Origin of the sequence: Haloferax gibbonsii ATCC 33959 (assembly GCF_000336775.1) — an archaeon.
Lineage (GTDB): Archaea > Halobacteriota > Halobacteria > Halobacteriales > Haloferacaceae > Haloferax > Haloferax gibbonsii.
The window spans coordinates 55,883-70,511 of record NZ_AOLJ01000015.1 but is presented as its reverse complement, the minus strand read 5'-3'; the positions used below and the strand labels follow the sequence as shown (position 1 = coordinate 70,511).

The window sequence follows — 14,629 nt, the reverse complement described above, 5'->3', positions numbered from 1 at the left end:
GCCCACAAGCTTATCCGCTCTACGGGTGTCATATCGGGGTATGGTACTGACTCCCCTCGCGCTCACACCGTTACAGCTCGGCGGCCTGCTCTCCGGGCCGCTCGGTCAGATGCTCGTGGTGCTCGTGGCCGTCGCCGTCGTCATCCTCGTCGGGCGACTGTTCCTCAAAGTCGCGTGGCGACTGGTCACCATCGCCGCCATCGTCGTCGGGGCGCTGCTGCTGCTCTCGTTCTTCGGCATCAACGTCCTCTGAGGTGGCTGCACGGCCATCGGGCGAAGAGAACGGCAAAAACCGCGACCGCGCCTCGGCGTGTCTGATCCGATTCAGGCCACGTCGAAGCCGGCGACCGCCGTGAGGAAGTTTCTGACGACGCCGTGTCCCGACCCCGTGAGCACGCTTTCCGGGTGGAACTGGACGCACTCGATGGGGAACTCGCGGTGGCGGACGCCCATCACGAGCGCCTCGCCGTCGTGGTCGGTCGTCGCCGAGACGTCGAAGCAGTCGGGAACCTCGGTGGCGACGAGCGAGTGGTAGCGGCCGGCCGGGAAACCGTCTTCGAGGCCGGCGAAGACGCCCTCGCCGTCGTGGTCGACCGGGAACGCCTTGCCGTGAATCGGCTCCGGCGCGTGGCCGATGGTCCCGCCGTAGGCGTACACCGCGGCTTCGAGGCCGAGACAGACGCCGAGGGTCGGAATCTCGGTCGAAAGCTCCGTGAGCACGTCGTTCGTCACGCCCACGTCGCGGTCGTTCTTCGGATGACCCGGCCCCGGCGAGATGACGATGGCGTCGGGGTTCAGGTCGCGAATCTCGTCGAGCGACGCGGTGTTCTTGCGTACCTCGATGTCGAGCGGTTCGCCCTCGACGGTCTGCTCGGAGAAGTACTCCACGAGGTTGTACGTGAACGAATCGAAGTTGTCGACGACGACGAGTCGAATCATTGCGACACCTCCTCGGTCCCGTACTCGATGCGGCGGACGGCGTCGAGCACCCCGCCCATCTTCTGTTCGGTCTCCTCGTACTCCGCGGTCGGGTCGGAGTCGGCGACGATACCGGCTCCCGCGCGGACGGTGATGGTGTCTTCCGAGCCGTCGGACTCGACCGTCGCGGTCCGGATGACGATAGCCATGTCGGCGTCGCCGGTCCACGAGTAGTAGCCGACGCCGCCGCCGTAGACGCCGCGGGGCTCGTCTTCGAGGTCGTCGATAATCTCCATCGCCCGGACCTTCGGCGCGCCGGTGAGCGTTCCCGCCGGGAACGTCGCGCGCGTGGCATCGAAGGCGTCCGAGTCGGGGTCGAGCGTCCCCGAGACGGTCGATTCGATGTGCTGGACGTGGCTGTACTTGATGATGCTCATGAAGTCCTCGACGCGGACGCTGCCGGGCGTCGAGACCCGGCGCACGTCGTTGCGGCCGAGGTCGACGAGCATCGTGTGCTCTGCGCGCTCCTTTCCGTCCGCGAGGAGTTCGCCGGCGAGGCGGCGGTCCTCGACCGGCCCGGAGCCGCGCTGGCACGTCCCCGCGATGGGGTTGACGACGACGCGGTCGCCCCTGACCGAGACGAGCGTCTCGGGGCTCGCGCCGACGACGCGCCGGTCGCCGTGCCGGAGCAGGTACATGTACGGCGAGGGGTTCACCTCGCGCAGCGAGGCGTACAGGCCGACCGGGTCGACCTGTCCGTGGAGCTTCCGGGTGCGCGAGATGACGCCCTGATAGATGTCGCCGTCGCGGACGTGTTCTTTCGTCTTCCTGACCGCGGCCTCGTAGTCCTCGCGCGAACCGGCCTCCTCGCCGGTCCGCTCGAAGCCGCCGGGTGAGGGGTCGTCAGCCGCCCGGAGCTTCTCGGCGACGCGTTCGGCCTCGGCGACGACGCCGTCGTAGACGTCGCCGGGGTCGTCGTCGGGCGAGACGACGGGGGTACAGACGAGGCGGACGGCGTCCTCGCGGTGGTCGAACGAGAGCGTCCGGGTGGTGAGGACGAACTCGGCGTCCGGGTCGTCGGTATCGGGGCGCTCGCGGCCGACCTCGTCGAGCCAGAGGTCGTAGACGGCCTCGTAGGCGAGGAAGCCGACCAAACCGCCGGTGAGCGTCTGGCGGTCCGTCTCGGGGAAGTTGACGCGCGGGAGGTCGGGGAGCGCGCCGCGCAGGGAGTCGAGTACGTCGCCGTCGCCCGCGCCGACGAACTCGGCGGCGGGACCGCCGAGGTCGGTCACGTCGACGCCGTCGGGGCCGACCGTCACGACCGCCTCGGGGTCGTAGCCGACGAACGAGAAGCGCGCGTGGGAATCGGCGACCGTCGCGGGCGCGGAGAACGCGCCCTGCGGGTTGCTGGAGGAGACCTTCTCGGCGCTCTCCAGGAGGAAGCCGTAGTCGCTGCGGTCGGCGAGCGTCGTGTACGCGGCCAGCGGGTCCACAGACACGTCGAGGTCGGCGACGAGGTGCGTCACGACCGGTTCGTCCGCGTCGCCGACGAGCTCGACGAACTCGTCGCGGTCGGTGTCAGGAGTCGTCACGCGACGACCTCCTCGTGACCTTCGGACGCTCCGCGGGCCGCCTTCGCCGCGGCGACGAACGCGCGGACCGCGTCGTGGTCCTTGACGCCGCCGGAGGCCTCGACGCCGCTCGCGACGTCGACGCCGTAGGGCTCGACCGTCCGAACCGCCTCGGCGACGTTGTCGGGGGTCAGGCCGCCCGCGAGAACCACGGGCACGTCGACCGCCTCGACGAGTTCGCGCGAGGCGTCCCAGTCGTGGGTCTCGCCGGTGCCGCCCGCGCCGGACGCGGAGGGCGTGTCGACGAGGATAGCGTCAACGACGGGCGCGAGAGCGCGTGCGCGGTCGAGGTCGGTCGCGTCGACGACGGGGACGACGCCGACGCCCGTCGCGCGGAGCGAGTCGAGGTCGTCGGCCGCGAAGTCGCCGTGGAGTTGGAGTACATCGGGTTGGACCTCGCGGGCGAGGTCGCGGGCGTGGTCGATAGAGTCGGGCATCGTCACGAGGACGGTCGTGAGGAACGGCGGCGTGGCGGCGAACAGCTCGCGGGCGCGCTCGCGGGGAATCTCGCGGGGCGTGTCCACGGGCACGTCGCAGATGGCACCGACCGCGTCGGCACCGGCCGCGTCGACCGCTCCGAGGTCGGCTTCGTCGGTGACGCCGCACACTTTGACGCGGGTCATCTCACGCCTCCCGGAGCGCGTCGAGCTTGGCCTTCGCGGCGCCGGACTCGATGGCGTCGCGGGCGACCTCGACGCCCTCCTCCAGGGAGTCCGCGAGGTCGGCGACGTAGACGGCCGCGCCGGCGTTGGCGAGGATGAGGTCGCGCTTGGGACCGGTCACGTCGCCGGTGAGGATGCCTTCGAGGTCGGCGGCGTTCTCCTGCGGAGTGCCGCCGGCGACCGCCTCGATGGGGGCCTGTTCGAGGCCGAGGTCGGCGGGCGTGAGCGTGTACTCCGTAATCTCATCGCCGTCGATTTCGGCGACCGTCGTCGCGTCGTGGAGGGCGATTTCGTCCATGCCGGAGCCGTGGACGACGAGGGCGCGCTCGACGGGCATGTGCGACAGCGACTCGGCGATGACGGGGACGAGGTCGGAGTCGTAGACGCCGAGGACCTGCGCGTCGGCCCCGGCGGGGTTCGTCAGCGGGCCGAGGACGTTGAAGATGGTCCGCATGCCGAGTTCCTTCCGCGGGCCGATGACGGCCTTCATCGCGGGGTGGAACACGGGCGCGAGCATGAAGCCGACGCCGTTGTCCTCGATGCACGCCTCGACGGACTCGGGTTCGGCCTCGACGTTCACGCCGGCGACCTCCAGCACGTCGGCGCTCCCAGAAGACGAAGAGACGGAGTAGTTGCCGTGCTTGGCCACCGCCGCGCCCGCGCCGGCCGCGACGAGCGCGCTCGTGGTCGAGACGTTGATGGTGTTGTAGTCGTCGCCGCCGGTGCCGCAGGTGTCGACGAGCGGGCCGCGGTCGGGCTCGATGGTCAACGCGGCGTCGCGCATCCCCTGCGCGAAGCCCGCGATTTCGGCCTCGGTCTCGCCTTTCGCCCGGAGCGCGGCGAGGAGCGCGCCGATTTGCGCCTCGGTCGCGTCCTCGAAGACCGCCCGCGCGGCGTCGCGCGCCTCCTCGACAGTCAGGTCCGCACCGCCGGTCACACGTTCGATATAATCCTGCATTGGTAATCACCGATGTACTTCTTCGGGTTATGATGTACAAATCAGTACATCGGCTTAAGCGTGTCGGGCTGGCGAAAATCGCCGGCTCCGACGGACGGCGCTCGGAGCGAATCGCCCGCCTCGAACGGTGGGAACGCGCTGTGACCCGAATCGCCGCACGTAGTCCGATTCGAAAGCTTAAATTGTAACCCCGGACAACGGAGAGATGCGTCCGAACGGGCGCGGGAAGCACCGTAACCGGGTTGGTGGTCTAGTCTGGTTATGACACCTCCTTGACATGGAGGAGGCCGGCAGTTCAAATCTGCCCCAACCCACTCCTCTTCCCGCGTTTCGGCGTTCGGCGATGTTCGCAACAACCGGGTTGGTGGTCTAGTCTGGTTATGACACCTCCTTGACATGGAGGAGGCCGGCAGTTCAAATCTGCCCCAACCCACTACTTTCTCGCGACGAATTGCCTCCCGAGCACCGCGTAGCGTGTGCTCGGTGCCGCGAGTCGCGTGCAATCGTGTCGCGGGCAGATTTGAACCAGCGAGCAACGTGCGACACGTAGTGTCGCAGTAAGACGAACGGCGAAGCCGTGAGTCGCGAAGCGTTGCGAGTGAGGTTCACGCGAGCGAAGCGAGCGTGTCTCCTGATACAGTCTCTCGCTCCACCCAACCGAACAGACAGTCTCCCGCACCACCCAACCACTATGTCTTCCGCCCGCGAATCCCGCCCATGACCCTCCTGCAAATCCCCGGCGGTCCCGAACTCGTCATCTTGGCGCTGTTGCTCCTCATCCCGCTTGCGGTCGTCTACCTCGGCTACAAACTCATCCAGTCGCTCCGGGCGTTCGAAGAAGGCAGAGAAGAACGGTCACAGCGGTAGCGTCACGACGACACGTCGGACCGGGCGTCGTCGTTCCGGGCGTCCGCGCCGCGCGTCGGCGTCTCCGACCGCTGTCGTCGGTGGTGCAGGCGCGCCAGTTGGAGCGTCACCGCGTAGCCGACGACGGCGAGAGCGACGGCGAGAATCGTGTTGCCGAGGAGCTGTCGGAGGAGGATGTCGAGACCGGCGCTGAGCGACACGTCGGCGACGGACGCCCCCGGAACCGGGCCGAGCAGGTGCGAACCGAGCCAGAAGCTCGCGCCGTAGACCGCCCACTTGACGGGCGGGTTGAAGACGACGAGCGTGGCGACGAGCGCGAGTCGGCTCGCCCGCTCGACGAAGTAGGCGATGAGGGCGAACAGCGCGAGGGCGGTCCCTGCGGTCGGCATGGCCACGAAGAAGACGCCGAACGCGAAGCTGGCGGCGACCTCGTGAGGGGTGTGGTCCGCCGCGAACGCTCGTTCGAGGCCGGACCGGACGCGGGGACGAATCGACGCGAGACGGTCGTACACTCGTCGAGACTAGAAGCGAGACGTCGTTATCAACGCTTCGCCGAGAATCAGTCAACTGGTAGCAGTCGACGTGTCGATGCGTCGAGGCGGCGGTCAGCGGAACCGGCGGTCCGACTCCCACTTGTCCTTGAGTTCTATCATCTGGCCGACGCCGCGGGCCACGTCCGAGAGGTGGAAGGCGATGTCCGTCGCGGTCACGATGCCGACCATCTCCGCGCCGTCGACGACGACGAGTTTCTTCACCCGTTGGTCGCGCATCTTCTCGGCGGCCACGCGCGTGGTCGAGTCCGGTCGAACCCACTTGATTGGGTTCGACATGACCGCGCGGGCCGGGACCGCGGCGAGGGGCTTGCCGCTCGCCACGCCGGCGCGGAGCGCGTCCGACTCGGTGACGATGCCCGCGGGGCCGCCGTCGGCCATCACGACGACGCTTCCCGCGCCCTCGCGGAGCATGGTTCGCGCGCAGTCGGCGACGCTCGACCCCAGTCCGACGGTCGCCACCTCCTCGGTCATGATGTCGTCGACGCGCATGTCAGTCGTCCGCGGGCGAGGGTTCTCGCTCGGGTTGGGGGGTGGATTCAGCGCGCGACTGGGTCGGGTCGGTGCTCGCGCCGGACCCGGCGGCCGCGTCGCCGAGCACGTCGTCGATGGTCGCCGAGACCTCGCCCCCGTCGTCGACCTCGAAGGCGTCGAGGAGGTCGTCGAGGTGGCTCACGTGCGACGAGAGCTCGCGCACGTCCCCGTTGACGTCGACGAGCGCGGCGCTCTGTTCTTCCGCGGTCGCGGAGACGTTCTCGGCCTCGGCGGCGGTCTCCTCGGAGATGCCCGCGATTTCGTCGGTCATCGACAGCACCTCCTGGGAGGAGTCGGCCTGACTGCCCGTCGCGTCCGAAATCTCGTGGACGCTCGCGGTCGTCTCCTCGACGCGCTCGACGATACCGTCGAAAGACGAAAGCGCCTCGTCGACCGAGGTCGCGCTCTCTTCGACCTGCGCCCGCATGCGTTCGATGCGGGAGACGACGGCGTCGCGCTGGGTCTCGATTTCGGCGACGAGCGACTCGATGTCGCCCGCCGAGGACTTGGTCTCCTGTGCGAGCTGTTTGACCTCGTTGGAGACGACGGCGAAGCCCTCGCCGGCCTCGCCCGCGCGGGCGGCCTCGATGTTCGCGTTGAGCGCGAGGATGTCGGTCTGTTCCGCGATGTCGGTGATGACCTCGACGATGTCCTCGATTCGGGCGAGGCGGTCGTCGAGTTCGCGGACCTCGTCGACGGTCGCCTCCGTCTCGGCGCGCACGGCGTCGATGTCGTCGAGGGCGTCGGTGGCGGCGGTCTGGCCGTCGAGCGAGCGCGCCTCGGCCTCCTCGGTGAGCCGGACGAGTTCGTCGGCCGACGACGCTATCTGCTGGATGGACGCGGAGAGGTCGTTTATCTCGTCGGCGGCGGCGACGAGGCTGTCGGTCTGCTCGCTCGCTCCCTCGGAAATCTGCTGGACCGACGCGGACACCTCCTCGCTCGCGGCGGACACGTCGTCGGCGCGGTCGGCCACGCGGTCGGCGAGCGTCGCCACGTCCTCGCCGAAGGTCTTGACCGTGCCGACGGTCTGTTCGATGTCGTCCATCATCTCGTTGTACGCGGCGGCGACCGTCGCCATATCGCGGCTCTCGGAGTCGGTCGGGAGGCGGACGCGGAGGTCGCCGTCGGCCGCGCGGGTCATCGCCTCGCTGTAGGCGCGGGCGTCGGCCCGCTGGTCGCGGAGGTCGTCGCGGAGGTTGTCGACGCCGCGGACGACCTGCCCGAACTCGTCTCGCCGGTCGGTTTCGAGTTCCACGTCGAGGTCGCCGTCGCGGAGCGCGGAGACGGTCGACGCGAGGTCCACGAGCGGGAGCGCGGTGTTCCCGCGGACGATGAGCGCGAAGGCGACGAAGCCGAGCATCGAAAGCGCGAGGAGCGTCGCAATCTGGAGGCCGACGCTCCGGGAGAGCGCGAAGACGCTGCTGGCCGGCGCGTGCAGGAGGAGCACGCCGCCGGAGACGGGGACGTGCGCGACGACGTGCGGCGAGGAGACGAAGCCCTCGACGGGTGCGAGGCGGGAGACGCCCGTCGCGCCGGCGAAGGCGGCGTCGAGTTCGGACGCCTCGGCGGCGGGGTAGGCGACGTTCGACTGGCCGCCGCCGCCGTCGTAGAGGACGCGTCCGTCGGTCGTGACGAGTTGGGTGAAGCCGCCGTCGATGTGGTTGCCGTCGAGCGCGGCCCCGAGCGAGGACGCCTCGGCGACGAGGACGATTGCGCGGGGCTCGATGGACGGAAGCGGCGCGACGAAGCCCATGTAGGCGACGCCGTCTTCGACGTAGACGGTGGTCCGCTCGACGCCGTCGTCCGAGAGGTCGGCGCTCGCGGGGAGCGGAAGCGACCCGCTTTCGAACAGCGTCGTCCCGACCGCGCCCTCCTCGGACGAGCCGAGGACGGTCGTCGTCTCGGTGTCGACGAAGTGGAGCGCGGCCACGTCGGCGGGCATGTCCTCTTTGGCGGCCGTCAGGGTCGCCGAGGACCGCCCGTCGAGGGTGCTCCCGGCGGAGGGGTCGTCGGCGACGATGGTCGCGAGGCGGGTCCGCTCGTCGAACCACGTGTTCACCTGCAGGGCCTCGCGTTCGGCCTCGGTGAGGAGGTCGGCGCGGGCGTCCTCGTCTATCGTGGATGCCGTCTGTTGATACTGGACGACTCCGACGCCGGCGACGAGGACTGAAACGAGCAGCATCGCGGCGACCAGCCGCCGCGTGTAGCTCTCCGTAATCGCATCAGGAAGCCGTGATTCGGCCTCCAAAACGAGATTCTCGGCCATTACCGTACCGACCGGAATGCGGTGCATAAATCCGCGCACCTGAGTATCAATCTAGATAATATAGTCGGCGGCGACGGCCTACGAACCGCCGACGCGCGCGCGAGTTCCCGCGGGCGACACGAGCGTCAACCATACGTCTGTCGAACGCTAGCAAGCCACATGGAAACCGAGTTCCGCCTGCTCGTGGCGGGCTTCTGTATCGTCGCGCCGTCGCTCCTGTTCGTCGGGTTCGTCAGACTGCTCGACGCCATGCGCGAGGACGACCTCGTCGAGCGCGTCCTCGACAGAGTCGACGAGGGCGGCGGGCCGACCGGGACGGCGGTCGACCCGACGACGTTCCTGCGGTCCGCACGGGAGAAATCGCGCCGGCGAACGGCGGTCTGCCGGGAGTGCGGCGTGCCGAACGCGGCCGACGGCGGACGCTGTGGGCTGTGCGGCGCGACGTTGCGATAGGTGGGAAAAAGAATCGAAGCGAGTCGAAAACCGCGTTCGAGCGGGCTTAGAGGAAGTCTTCGATGTGGTCGGCGACCTCGTTGGGCGTGTCGCCGACGGGGACGCCCGCGTCGTTGAGGGCGGAAATCTTGGACTCCGCGGTGCCCGTGCCCGAACCGGAGACGATAGCGCCGGCGTGACCCATACGCTTGCCCGGCGGTGCCGTGCGGCCCGCGATGAAGCCGGCGACCGGCGTGTCCATGTTCTCCGCGATGTACTTCGCGGCCTGCTCTTCGTCCTCGCCGCCGATTTCGCCGCACATGACGACGGCGTGGGTGTCGGGGTCGTTCTCGAACGCCTCGAGGGCGTCGACGAACGACGTGCCGATGATGGGGTCGCCGCCGATGCCGATGGCGGTGGTCTGGCCGATGCCGCGCTCGGTCAGGTTCGAGACGACCTGGTACGTGAGCGTACCGGAGCGGGAGACGAGACCGACGTTACCCTCCTCGAAGATGTTGCCGGGGAGGATGCCGAGTTTGGCCTCGCCGGGCGTGATGATGCCCGGGCAGTTGGGGCCGATGAGGCGCGTGTCGGTCTCCGACAGACGCTTGTTGACCTTGGCCATGTCCTGCGTCGGGACGCCCTCGGTGATGGCGACGACGAGGTCGAGGTCCGTGTCGAGCGCCTCGAAGATGGCGTCGCCGGCGAACGCCGGCGGGACGAACACGACGGAGGCGTTGGCGTCTTCCTCGTCGACGGCCTCTTCGACGGTGTCGTAGACGGGGATGCCGTCGACGTCCTGACCGCCCTTCCCGGGGGAGGTCCCGGCGACGACGTTCGTGCCGTACTCAATCATCTGGCGGGTGTGGAACTTGCCTTCGCCACCCGTGATACCCTGTACAACCACTCGCGTGTCGTCGTCGACGAAAATGCTCATTGGGACACCTCCTGTGCGTTCTTGACGGCACGCTGGACGGCGTCCTCCAGCGTCCCCTCGACCTGTACGAGGTCCGTGTTCAGAATCTCCATGCCCTCCTCGGCGTTCGTGCCCGCGAGGCGGACGACGACCGGCTTGGGAATCTCGTCGAAGCTCTCCAGCGCCTCGTTGATACCCTTGGCGACCTCGTCGCCGCGGGTGATGCCGCCGAAGATGTTGAACACGACGGAGTCGACGTTCTCGTCGGAGAAGACCATGTCCAGCGCGTTCGCCACGCGCTCGGCCTTCGCGCCGCCGCCGATGTCGAGGAAGTTGGCGGGCTCGCCGCCGAAGTAGTCCACGAGGTCGAGCGTCGTCATGACGAGACCGGCGCCGTTGCCGATGATGCCGACGTTACCCGAGAGACGGACGTAGTCGAAGCCGTACTCGCCGGCCTTGGCCTCGAGGTCGTTCTCGTAGGCGTCCTCTTCCATCGCCGCGAGGTCGTCGTGACGGAACAGGGCGTCGTCGTCGATGTTCATGACGGCGTCCGCGGCGACGATGTCGCGGTCGGACGTAATCATGACGGGGTTGATTTCGATGTCCGAGGCGTCGTTCGACTCGTAGAGGTCGTACAGCGTCGTGAGGAACGAGGCCACGTCGAAGGCCACGTCGCGGGGGATGCCCGCCTCGAAGACGACCTTGCGGGCCTGGTAGGGGTGCAGGCCGAACGCGGGGTCGATGTGCTCGCGGGCGATGGCTTCGGGGGTCTCCTCCGCGACTTCCTCGATGTTGACGCCGCCCTCCGTCGAGACCATCGCGACGGGCTTGCCCTCGCTGCGGTCCATCGTGATACCGACGTACAGTTCGTTTTCGAAGTCGACGCCGGCCTCGACGAGCACCCGGTCGACCGTGTAGCCCTTGAGGTCCATCCCGAGGATGTCCTCCGCGGCCTGTCGAGCTTCGTCCTCGTCCATGGCGATTTTGATGCCACCGGCCTTGCCACGCCCACCGACGTGTACCTGCGCCTTGATGGCGGCGGGGTATCCGATCTCCTCGACCGCCTCCATGACCTCCTCTACCGACGACGCGAGACGGGACTCTGGCACCGGAATCCCAGCCTCTGCGAAGATATCCTTCGCCTGGTATTCGTGAAGCTTCATTACCATGCGTGGGAGGGAAAGGCACGCGCTTAAATCCCATTCATCTCCGTTCAGAGCCGACAGGTGAAAATCGCCGGAGAGGCTCACTCATGACCGAATTAACCTCGGAATTCATAATTTATCCGGAATAAAATCGGATAAGTCTACAGGATACGCAGACGTACGCCTGCACGTACGAATCTCGGAGGTCGAACGCGCCGAGCAAGCCGCCGTCGGTGTCGCCGCGATTCGCCCCGAGTCGTCCGAATTTATCACCCGTCCGACCCCATCGTTCGGCATGCGCGCTGTCAGATTCCACGACCACGGCGGACGCGACGTGCTTCAGGTAGACGACATCGACACGCCCGACCCGGCGGCGGGCGAGGTCCTCGTCGAAGTCGCGGCCGCGGGCGTCAACCCCGTCGACACGTACTTCCGCGAGGGCTCGTACCAGCCCTTCGCGATGCCGATGATTCCCGGCGTCGACGTGGCCGGAACGGTCGCGGCGGTCGGGTCCAGTGTCTCCGGTTTCGCGGAGGGCGACCACGTCGTCGGCACCGGCATCGGCAAGGACCACTACGGCGGCTACGCCGAGTTCGCGGCCGTCCCGACCGACCGGCTCGCGGTCCTCTCGGACGACGTGGACCTCGTCGCGGCCGGCGGCGCGGGCGTCGCCGGCGTCACGGCGTGGCGCGCCCTCGTCGACCACGGCGGGATGCAACTCGGCGACACCGTCCTGATTCACGGCGGCTCCGGCGGCGTCGGTCACGCCGCAGTCCAGCTCGCCGCCGCGTCCGGCGCTCGCGTCGTCGCCACCGCCGCGCCCGACTACCACGACCGCGTGGCCGAACTCGGCGCGGACGTGGTTCTCGACTACGCCCGCGACGACCTCGCCGACGCCGTCGTGGACGCCGCGACGGGCGACGGAGTAGACCTGACGCTCGACCACCGACTCGACGACTACCTCCAGTTCGACGCCGACGTGGCCGCCCACGGCGGTCGCGTCGTCGGCATCGGCGAGAACGACCCGGAAGTCGGCTTCGACCTGTCGTCGTCGGCCCGCGGTAAGGACCTCTCGCTCACGATGATGAGCATGTTCAACACGCCCGACCTGTCGGCTCCCCTGCGCGAGCTCGCCGGCCAGATGGGCGCGGGCGAGTTCGAAATCGACGTGGCGCGGACCTACGACCTCGACGAGGCCGCCGAGGCCCACCGCGCGGTCATGGAAGACAGCTTCCTCGGAAAACTGGTCATCACGCCCTGACCGGACCGCCTCGTCGTGCCCGCGGCAATCCGGGCAGGCGGTCACCGACGCGGAAGGGTGACGACGCGGCCGGTCGCCGACGGGCACACAGCCGCGACCGAATTATGTCCCGTGCGCACTAATTGCACGCGCATGGACGTGACATTCGATTTCGACGGAACCGTGGCTCTCGTGACCGGCGCGAGCGGCGCGCTCGGCGGCGCAATCGCTCGCGCGTTCCACGAGGCGGGCGCGTCGGTCGCGGCCGCGGACGTGGTCGAACCCGACGACGAGGACGGCTTTTTCGAGTCCGAGGGTGTCAGATTCTACGAGGGTGATTTCACCGACGAGGACGACGTGGCGCGCGTCGTCGGCGAGGTCGCCTCCGACTTCGGCCGCCTCGACCACCTCGCCAACATCGCCGGGACGTGGCGCGGCGGGACGCCCGTCGACGAGACGGAGGCGGACACGTTCGACTTCCTGTTCGACGTGAACCTCAAGACGATGTTCCTCGCGTCGAAACACGCGATTCCGCACCTCCGGGAGACCGAGGGATCCGTCGTGAGCGTCTCGGCCCGCTCGTCGCTGGAGGGTGGCGAAGGCGACGGAATCTACCGGGCGTCGAAGGCGGGCGTCCGCCTGCTCACGGAGACCATCGCCGAGGAGAACCGCGGCGTCGTGCGCGCGAACGCGGTCATGCCGAGCGTCATCGACACGCCGATGAACCGCGAGATGATGGCCGACGCCGACTTCGAGAAGTGGGTGAAACCCGAGGAAATCGCCCGGACCGTCCTCGCGCTCTGTTCGGACGCGACCCCCGTGACGAGCGGCGCGGCCGTCCCGGTGTACGGCGAGGCCTGACGCCCCTGTTTCGTGGCAACATTCGCCACGATAGGGTATGACATTCGTTGTGGTGCGCGCGAATTTTTACGCGGTACGCAAGGGATTCACGAACACGACACTCGTTAGAAAAATGAGGCTAATCGAGGCCTGAATTCGGACGAACGTGCCACATCCTATAGTTGGTTGGAGAATTATGTCGATTTTCGCTCCGATATGCGACGGCATACCGCGTCATTTATCACACCCACATCGGCAACAGGGTGATAGACATGACCGAACGTGAAACGTGGGCAACCAGGGCAGGGTTCATCCTCGCGGCCGTCGGCAGCGCGGTCGGCCTCGGGAACATCTGGCAGTTCCCGTTCAAGACCGCTCAGTTCGGCGGTGCCTCCTTCCTGATCGTCTACATCATCGCGGCGCTCGGCATCGGCCTCCCGGCCATCCTCGCCGAGTTCGTCATCGGACGCAAGACCAACCTGAACACCATCAACGCCTTCGAAAAGCTCGGCTACAAGGAATGGCGCGTCGTCGGCGCTATCGGCCTGTTCACCGGCTTCTGGATTCTGTCGTACTACAGCGTCGTCGGCGGCTGGGTCCTCCGGTACATCGGCGGCAGCCTGACCGGCGCGTACTTCGCCGCCCCGGCAGAGTACTTCGGTCAGGTGTCCGCCGGGATGGACGCGCTCGCGCTCCACGCCGTGTTCATGGCGCTCGTCGTCGGCATCGTCGCCGCCGGCATCGAAGACGGCATCGAGAAGGCGACGAAACTGATGGTTCCGAGCATCGTCGTCATCCTCGGCGTGCTCGCGGCCTTCGCCTTCACGCTCCCCGGCGCGTCCGCGGGCTACGCGTACTTCCTCTCGCCCGACTTCAACGCGCTCACGGAGAACTTCGCCGACATCGTCCCCTTCGCGGTCGGGCAGGCGTTCTTCTCGCTGTCGCTCGGCATGGGCGCGATGATAACCTACGCCTCCTACATCGACGGCGACCAGAGCCTGTTCGGCGACGGTATCACCATCGTCTTCCTGAACAGTTTCGTCGGCATCCTCGCCGGTCTCGTCGTCCTCCCGCTCCTGTTCGCCCAGGGAATCGACCCCAACACGAGCGGCGCGGGCGCGGTGTTCATCAGCGTCGCCGGCGCGTTCGCCGACATCCCCGGCGGCCAGATAATCGGCCTCGTCTTCTTCGTGGTCGTGCTCATCGCGGCGCTCTCGTCTGCGATCAGCCTCCTCGAAGTCGTCGTCTCGTGGTCCATCGACAACTACGACGTCTCCCGCCCGCAGATGGCCGTCGGTCTCGGCGGCGTCATCTTCCTGCTCGGCGTCCCGTCGGCAATCGACACCGCGTGGCTCGGCTGGTTCGACACGCTCGCCTACAAACTGCTGCTCCCGCTTTCGGTCCTCGGCATCCTCGTCTTCGCGGCGTGGGTCTACGGCGCGCCCGCCATCGACGAGCTGATGAAGGGCAGCGGACTCGGTGACGGCGTCGGCCTGACGTGGCTCTGGCTGGTCCGCACGCTCGTTATCGTCGCCGTCGTGGCGACGCTCGCCCTCGGGCTTCAGACGCTGTTCCTCGGCGAGAGCCCGGCCATCGTTCCGCCCCTCTGAGGCGGCGACCGGTCCCGCTTTCATCGCGCCTAGGAATCGTCGGTAGCGGTGCGTTTTTC

Annotated in this window: 15 protein-coding genes and 2 tRNA genes; 8 read left to right on the top strand and 9 right to left on the bottom strand. The window is 67.9% G+C overall.

The features are described from left to right. Positions 1-40 precede the first annotated feature (40 nt). The gene (locus C454_RS10020; RefSeq protein ID WP_004975139.1) at positions 41-253 is read left to right on the top strand and encodes a hypothetical protein; all 213 of its coding nucleotides are present in this window, start codon (positions 41-43) and stop codon (positions 251-253) included. A gap of 71 nt (positions 254-324) precedes the next feature. On the opposite strand, the gene trpG is transcribed toward C454_RS10020, so the two are convergent. Genes trpG through trpD form a run of 4 tightly spaced genes read right to left on the bottom strand, consistent with a single transcriptional unit; the run spans position 325 to position 4,169 of the window. Further along, the gene (gene trpG, locus C454_RS10015) at positions 325-939 is read right to left on the bottom strand and encodes an anthranilate synthase component II (RefSeq protein ID WP_004975138.1); all 615 of its coding nucleotides are present in this window, start codon (positions 937-939) and stop codon (positions 325-327) included. Further along, complete coding sequence (gene trpE / locus C454_RS10010) at positions 936-2,510, bottom strand: anthranilate synthase component I (protein ID WP_004975137.1); 1,575 nt, start codon at positions 2,508-2,510, stop codon at positions 936-938. Before trpE ends, trpG begins: the two co-directional genes overlap by 4 nt. Continuing rightward, positions 2,507-3,172 carry a phosphoribosylanthranilate isomerase gene (trpF, locus tag C454_RS10005; protein WP_004975132.1) on the bottom strand — a complete coding sequence of 222 codons (666 nt, stop codon included), beginning with the start codon at positions 3,170-3,172 and terminating at the stop codon, positions 2,507-2,509. The genes trpE and trpF overlap by 4 nt, the downstream gene beginning before the upstream one ends. Before the next feature lies 1 nt (position 3,173). After that, positions 3,174-4,169 carry an anthranilate phosphoribosyltransferase gene (trpD, locus tag C454_RS10000; protein ID WP_049905078.1) on the bottom strand — a complete coding sequence of 332 codons (996 nt, stop codon included), beginning with the start codon at positions 4,167-4,169 and terminating at the stop codon, positions 3,174-3,176. Positions 4,170-4,408: 239 nt separating this feature from the next. Here trpD and C454_RS09995 point away from each other — a divergent pair. The 3 genes from C454_RS09995 (at position 4,409) to C454_RS20730 (ending at position 5,036) form a co-directional block, all read left to right on the top strand. Next, positions 4,409-4,483, top strand: a tRNA-Val gene (locus C454_RS09995). Positions 4,484-4,527: 44 nt separating this feature from the next. Then, positions 4,528-4,602 (top strand) — tRNA-Val (locus C454_RS09990). A 284-nt stretch (positions 4,603-4,886) separates the two neighbouring features. Continuing rightward, positions 4,887-5,036 (top strand): hypothetical protein, encoded by a 150-nt coding sequence (locus C454_RS20730; RefSeq protein WP_004975129.1) that lies wholly within the window; start codon positions 4,887-4,889, stop codon positions 5,034-5,036. A gap of 2 nt (positions 5,037-5,038) precedes the next feature. Here the strand turns inward: C454_RS20730 and C454_RS09985 are convergent, their stop codons facing one another. From C454_RS09985 to C454_RS09975, 3 genes are all read right to left on the bottom strand, one after another. Continuing rightward, entirely contained in the window at positions 5,039-5,548 is a 510-nt protein-coding gene (locus C454_RS09985; protein ID WP_004975128.1) for a DUF2062 domain-containing protein, read from the bottom strand. 93 nt (positions 5,549-5,641) lie between these two features. After that, on the bottom strand, positions 5,642-6,079 hold the full coding sequence (locus C454_RS09980; protein WP_004975127.1) for a CBS domain-containing protein: 438 nt from the start codon (positions 6,077-6,079) through the stop codon (positions 5,642-5,644). A 1-nt stretch (position 6,080) separates the two neighbouring features. Beyond that, positions 6,081-8,387 carry a methyl-accepting chemotaxis protein gene (locus C454_RS09975; protein WP_049905077.1) on the bottom strand — a complete coding sequence of 769 codons (2,307 nt, stop codon included), beginning with the start codon at positions 8,385-8,387 and terminating at the stop codon, positions 6,081-6,083. Positions 8,388-8,546: 159 nt separating this feature from the next. On the opposite strand from C454_RS09975, the gene C454_RS09970 reads away from it, so the two are divergent. Next, positions 8,547-8,840 carry a hypothetical protein gene (locus tag C454_RS09970; protein WP_004975123.1) on the top strand — a complete coding sequence of 98 codons (294 nt, stop codon included), beginning with the start codon at positions 8,547-8,549 and terminating at the stop codon, positions 8,838-8,840. Positions 8,841-8,886: 46 nt separating this feature from the next. Here the strand turns inward: C454_RS09970 and sucD are convergent, their stop codons facing one another. Beyond that, on the bottom strand, positions 8,887-9,756 hold the full coding sequence (sucD, locus tag C454_RS09965) for a succinate--CoA ligase subunit alpha (protein WP_004975121.1): 870 nt from the start codon (positions 9,754-9,756) through the stop codon (positions 8,887-8,889). Beyond that, a complete protein-coding gene (gene sucC, locus C454_RS09960; protein WP_004975119.1) occupies positions 9,753-10,898 on the bottom strand; it encodes an ADP-forming succinate--CoA ligase subunit beta in 1,146 nt (381 codons plus the stop codon). Before sucC ends, sucD begins: the two co-directional genes overlap by 4 nt. Before the next feature lie 277 nt (positions 10,899-11,175). Here sucC and C454_RS09955 point away from each other — a divergent pair, with 277 nt between their 5' ends. The 3 genes from C454_RS09955 to C454_RS09945 all read left to right on the top strand — a co-directional run bounded on the left by C454_RS09955 (position 11,176) and on the right by C454_RS09945 (position 14,570). Next, complete coding sequence (locus C454_RS09955) at positions 11,176-12,141, top strand: NADPH:quinone reductase (protein WP_004975117.1); 966 nt, start codon at positions 11,176-11,178, stop codon at positions 12,139-12,141. A 132-nt stretch (positions 12,142-12,273) separates the two neighbouring features. Next, complete coding sequence (locus tag C454_RS09950) at positions 12,274-12,981, top strand: SDR family oxidoreductase (protein ID WP_004975115.1); 708 nt, start codon at positions 12,274-12,276, stop codon at positions 12,979-12,981. Positions 12,982-13,232: 251 nt separating this feature from the next. Next, positions 13,233-14,570 carry a sodium-dependent transporter gene (locus C454_RS09945; RefSeq protein ID WP_004975113.1) on the top strand — a complete coding sequence of 446 codons (1,338 nt, stop codon included), beginning with the start codon at positions 13,233-13,235 and terminating at the stop codon, positions 14,568-14,570. The last annotated feature ends 59 nt before the right edge of the window (positions 14,571-14,629 follow it).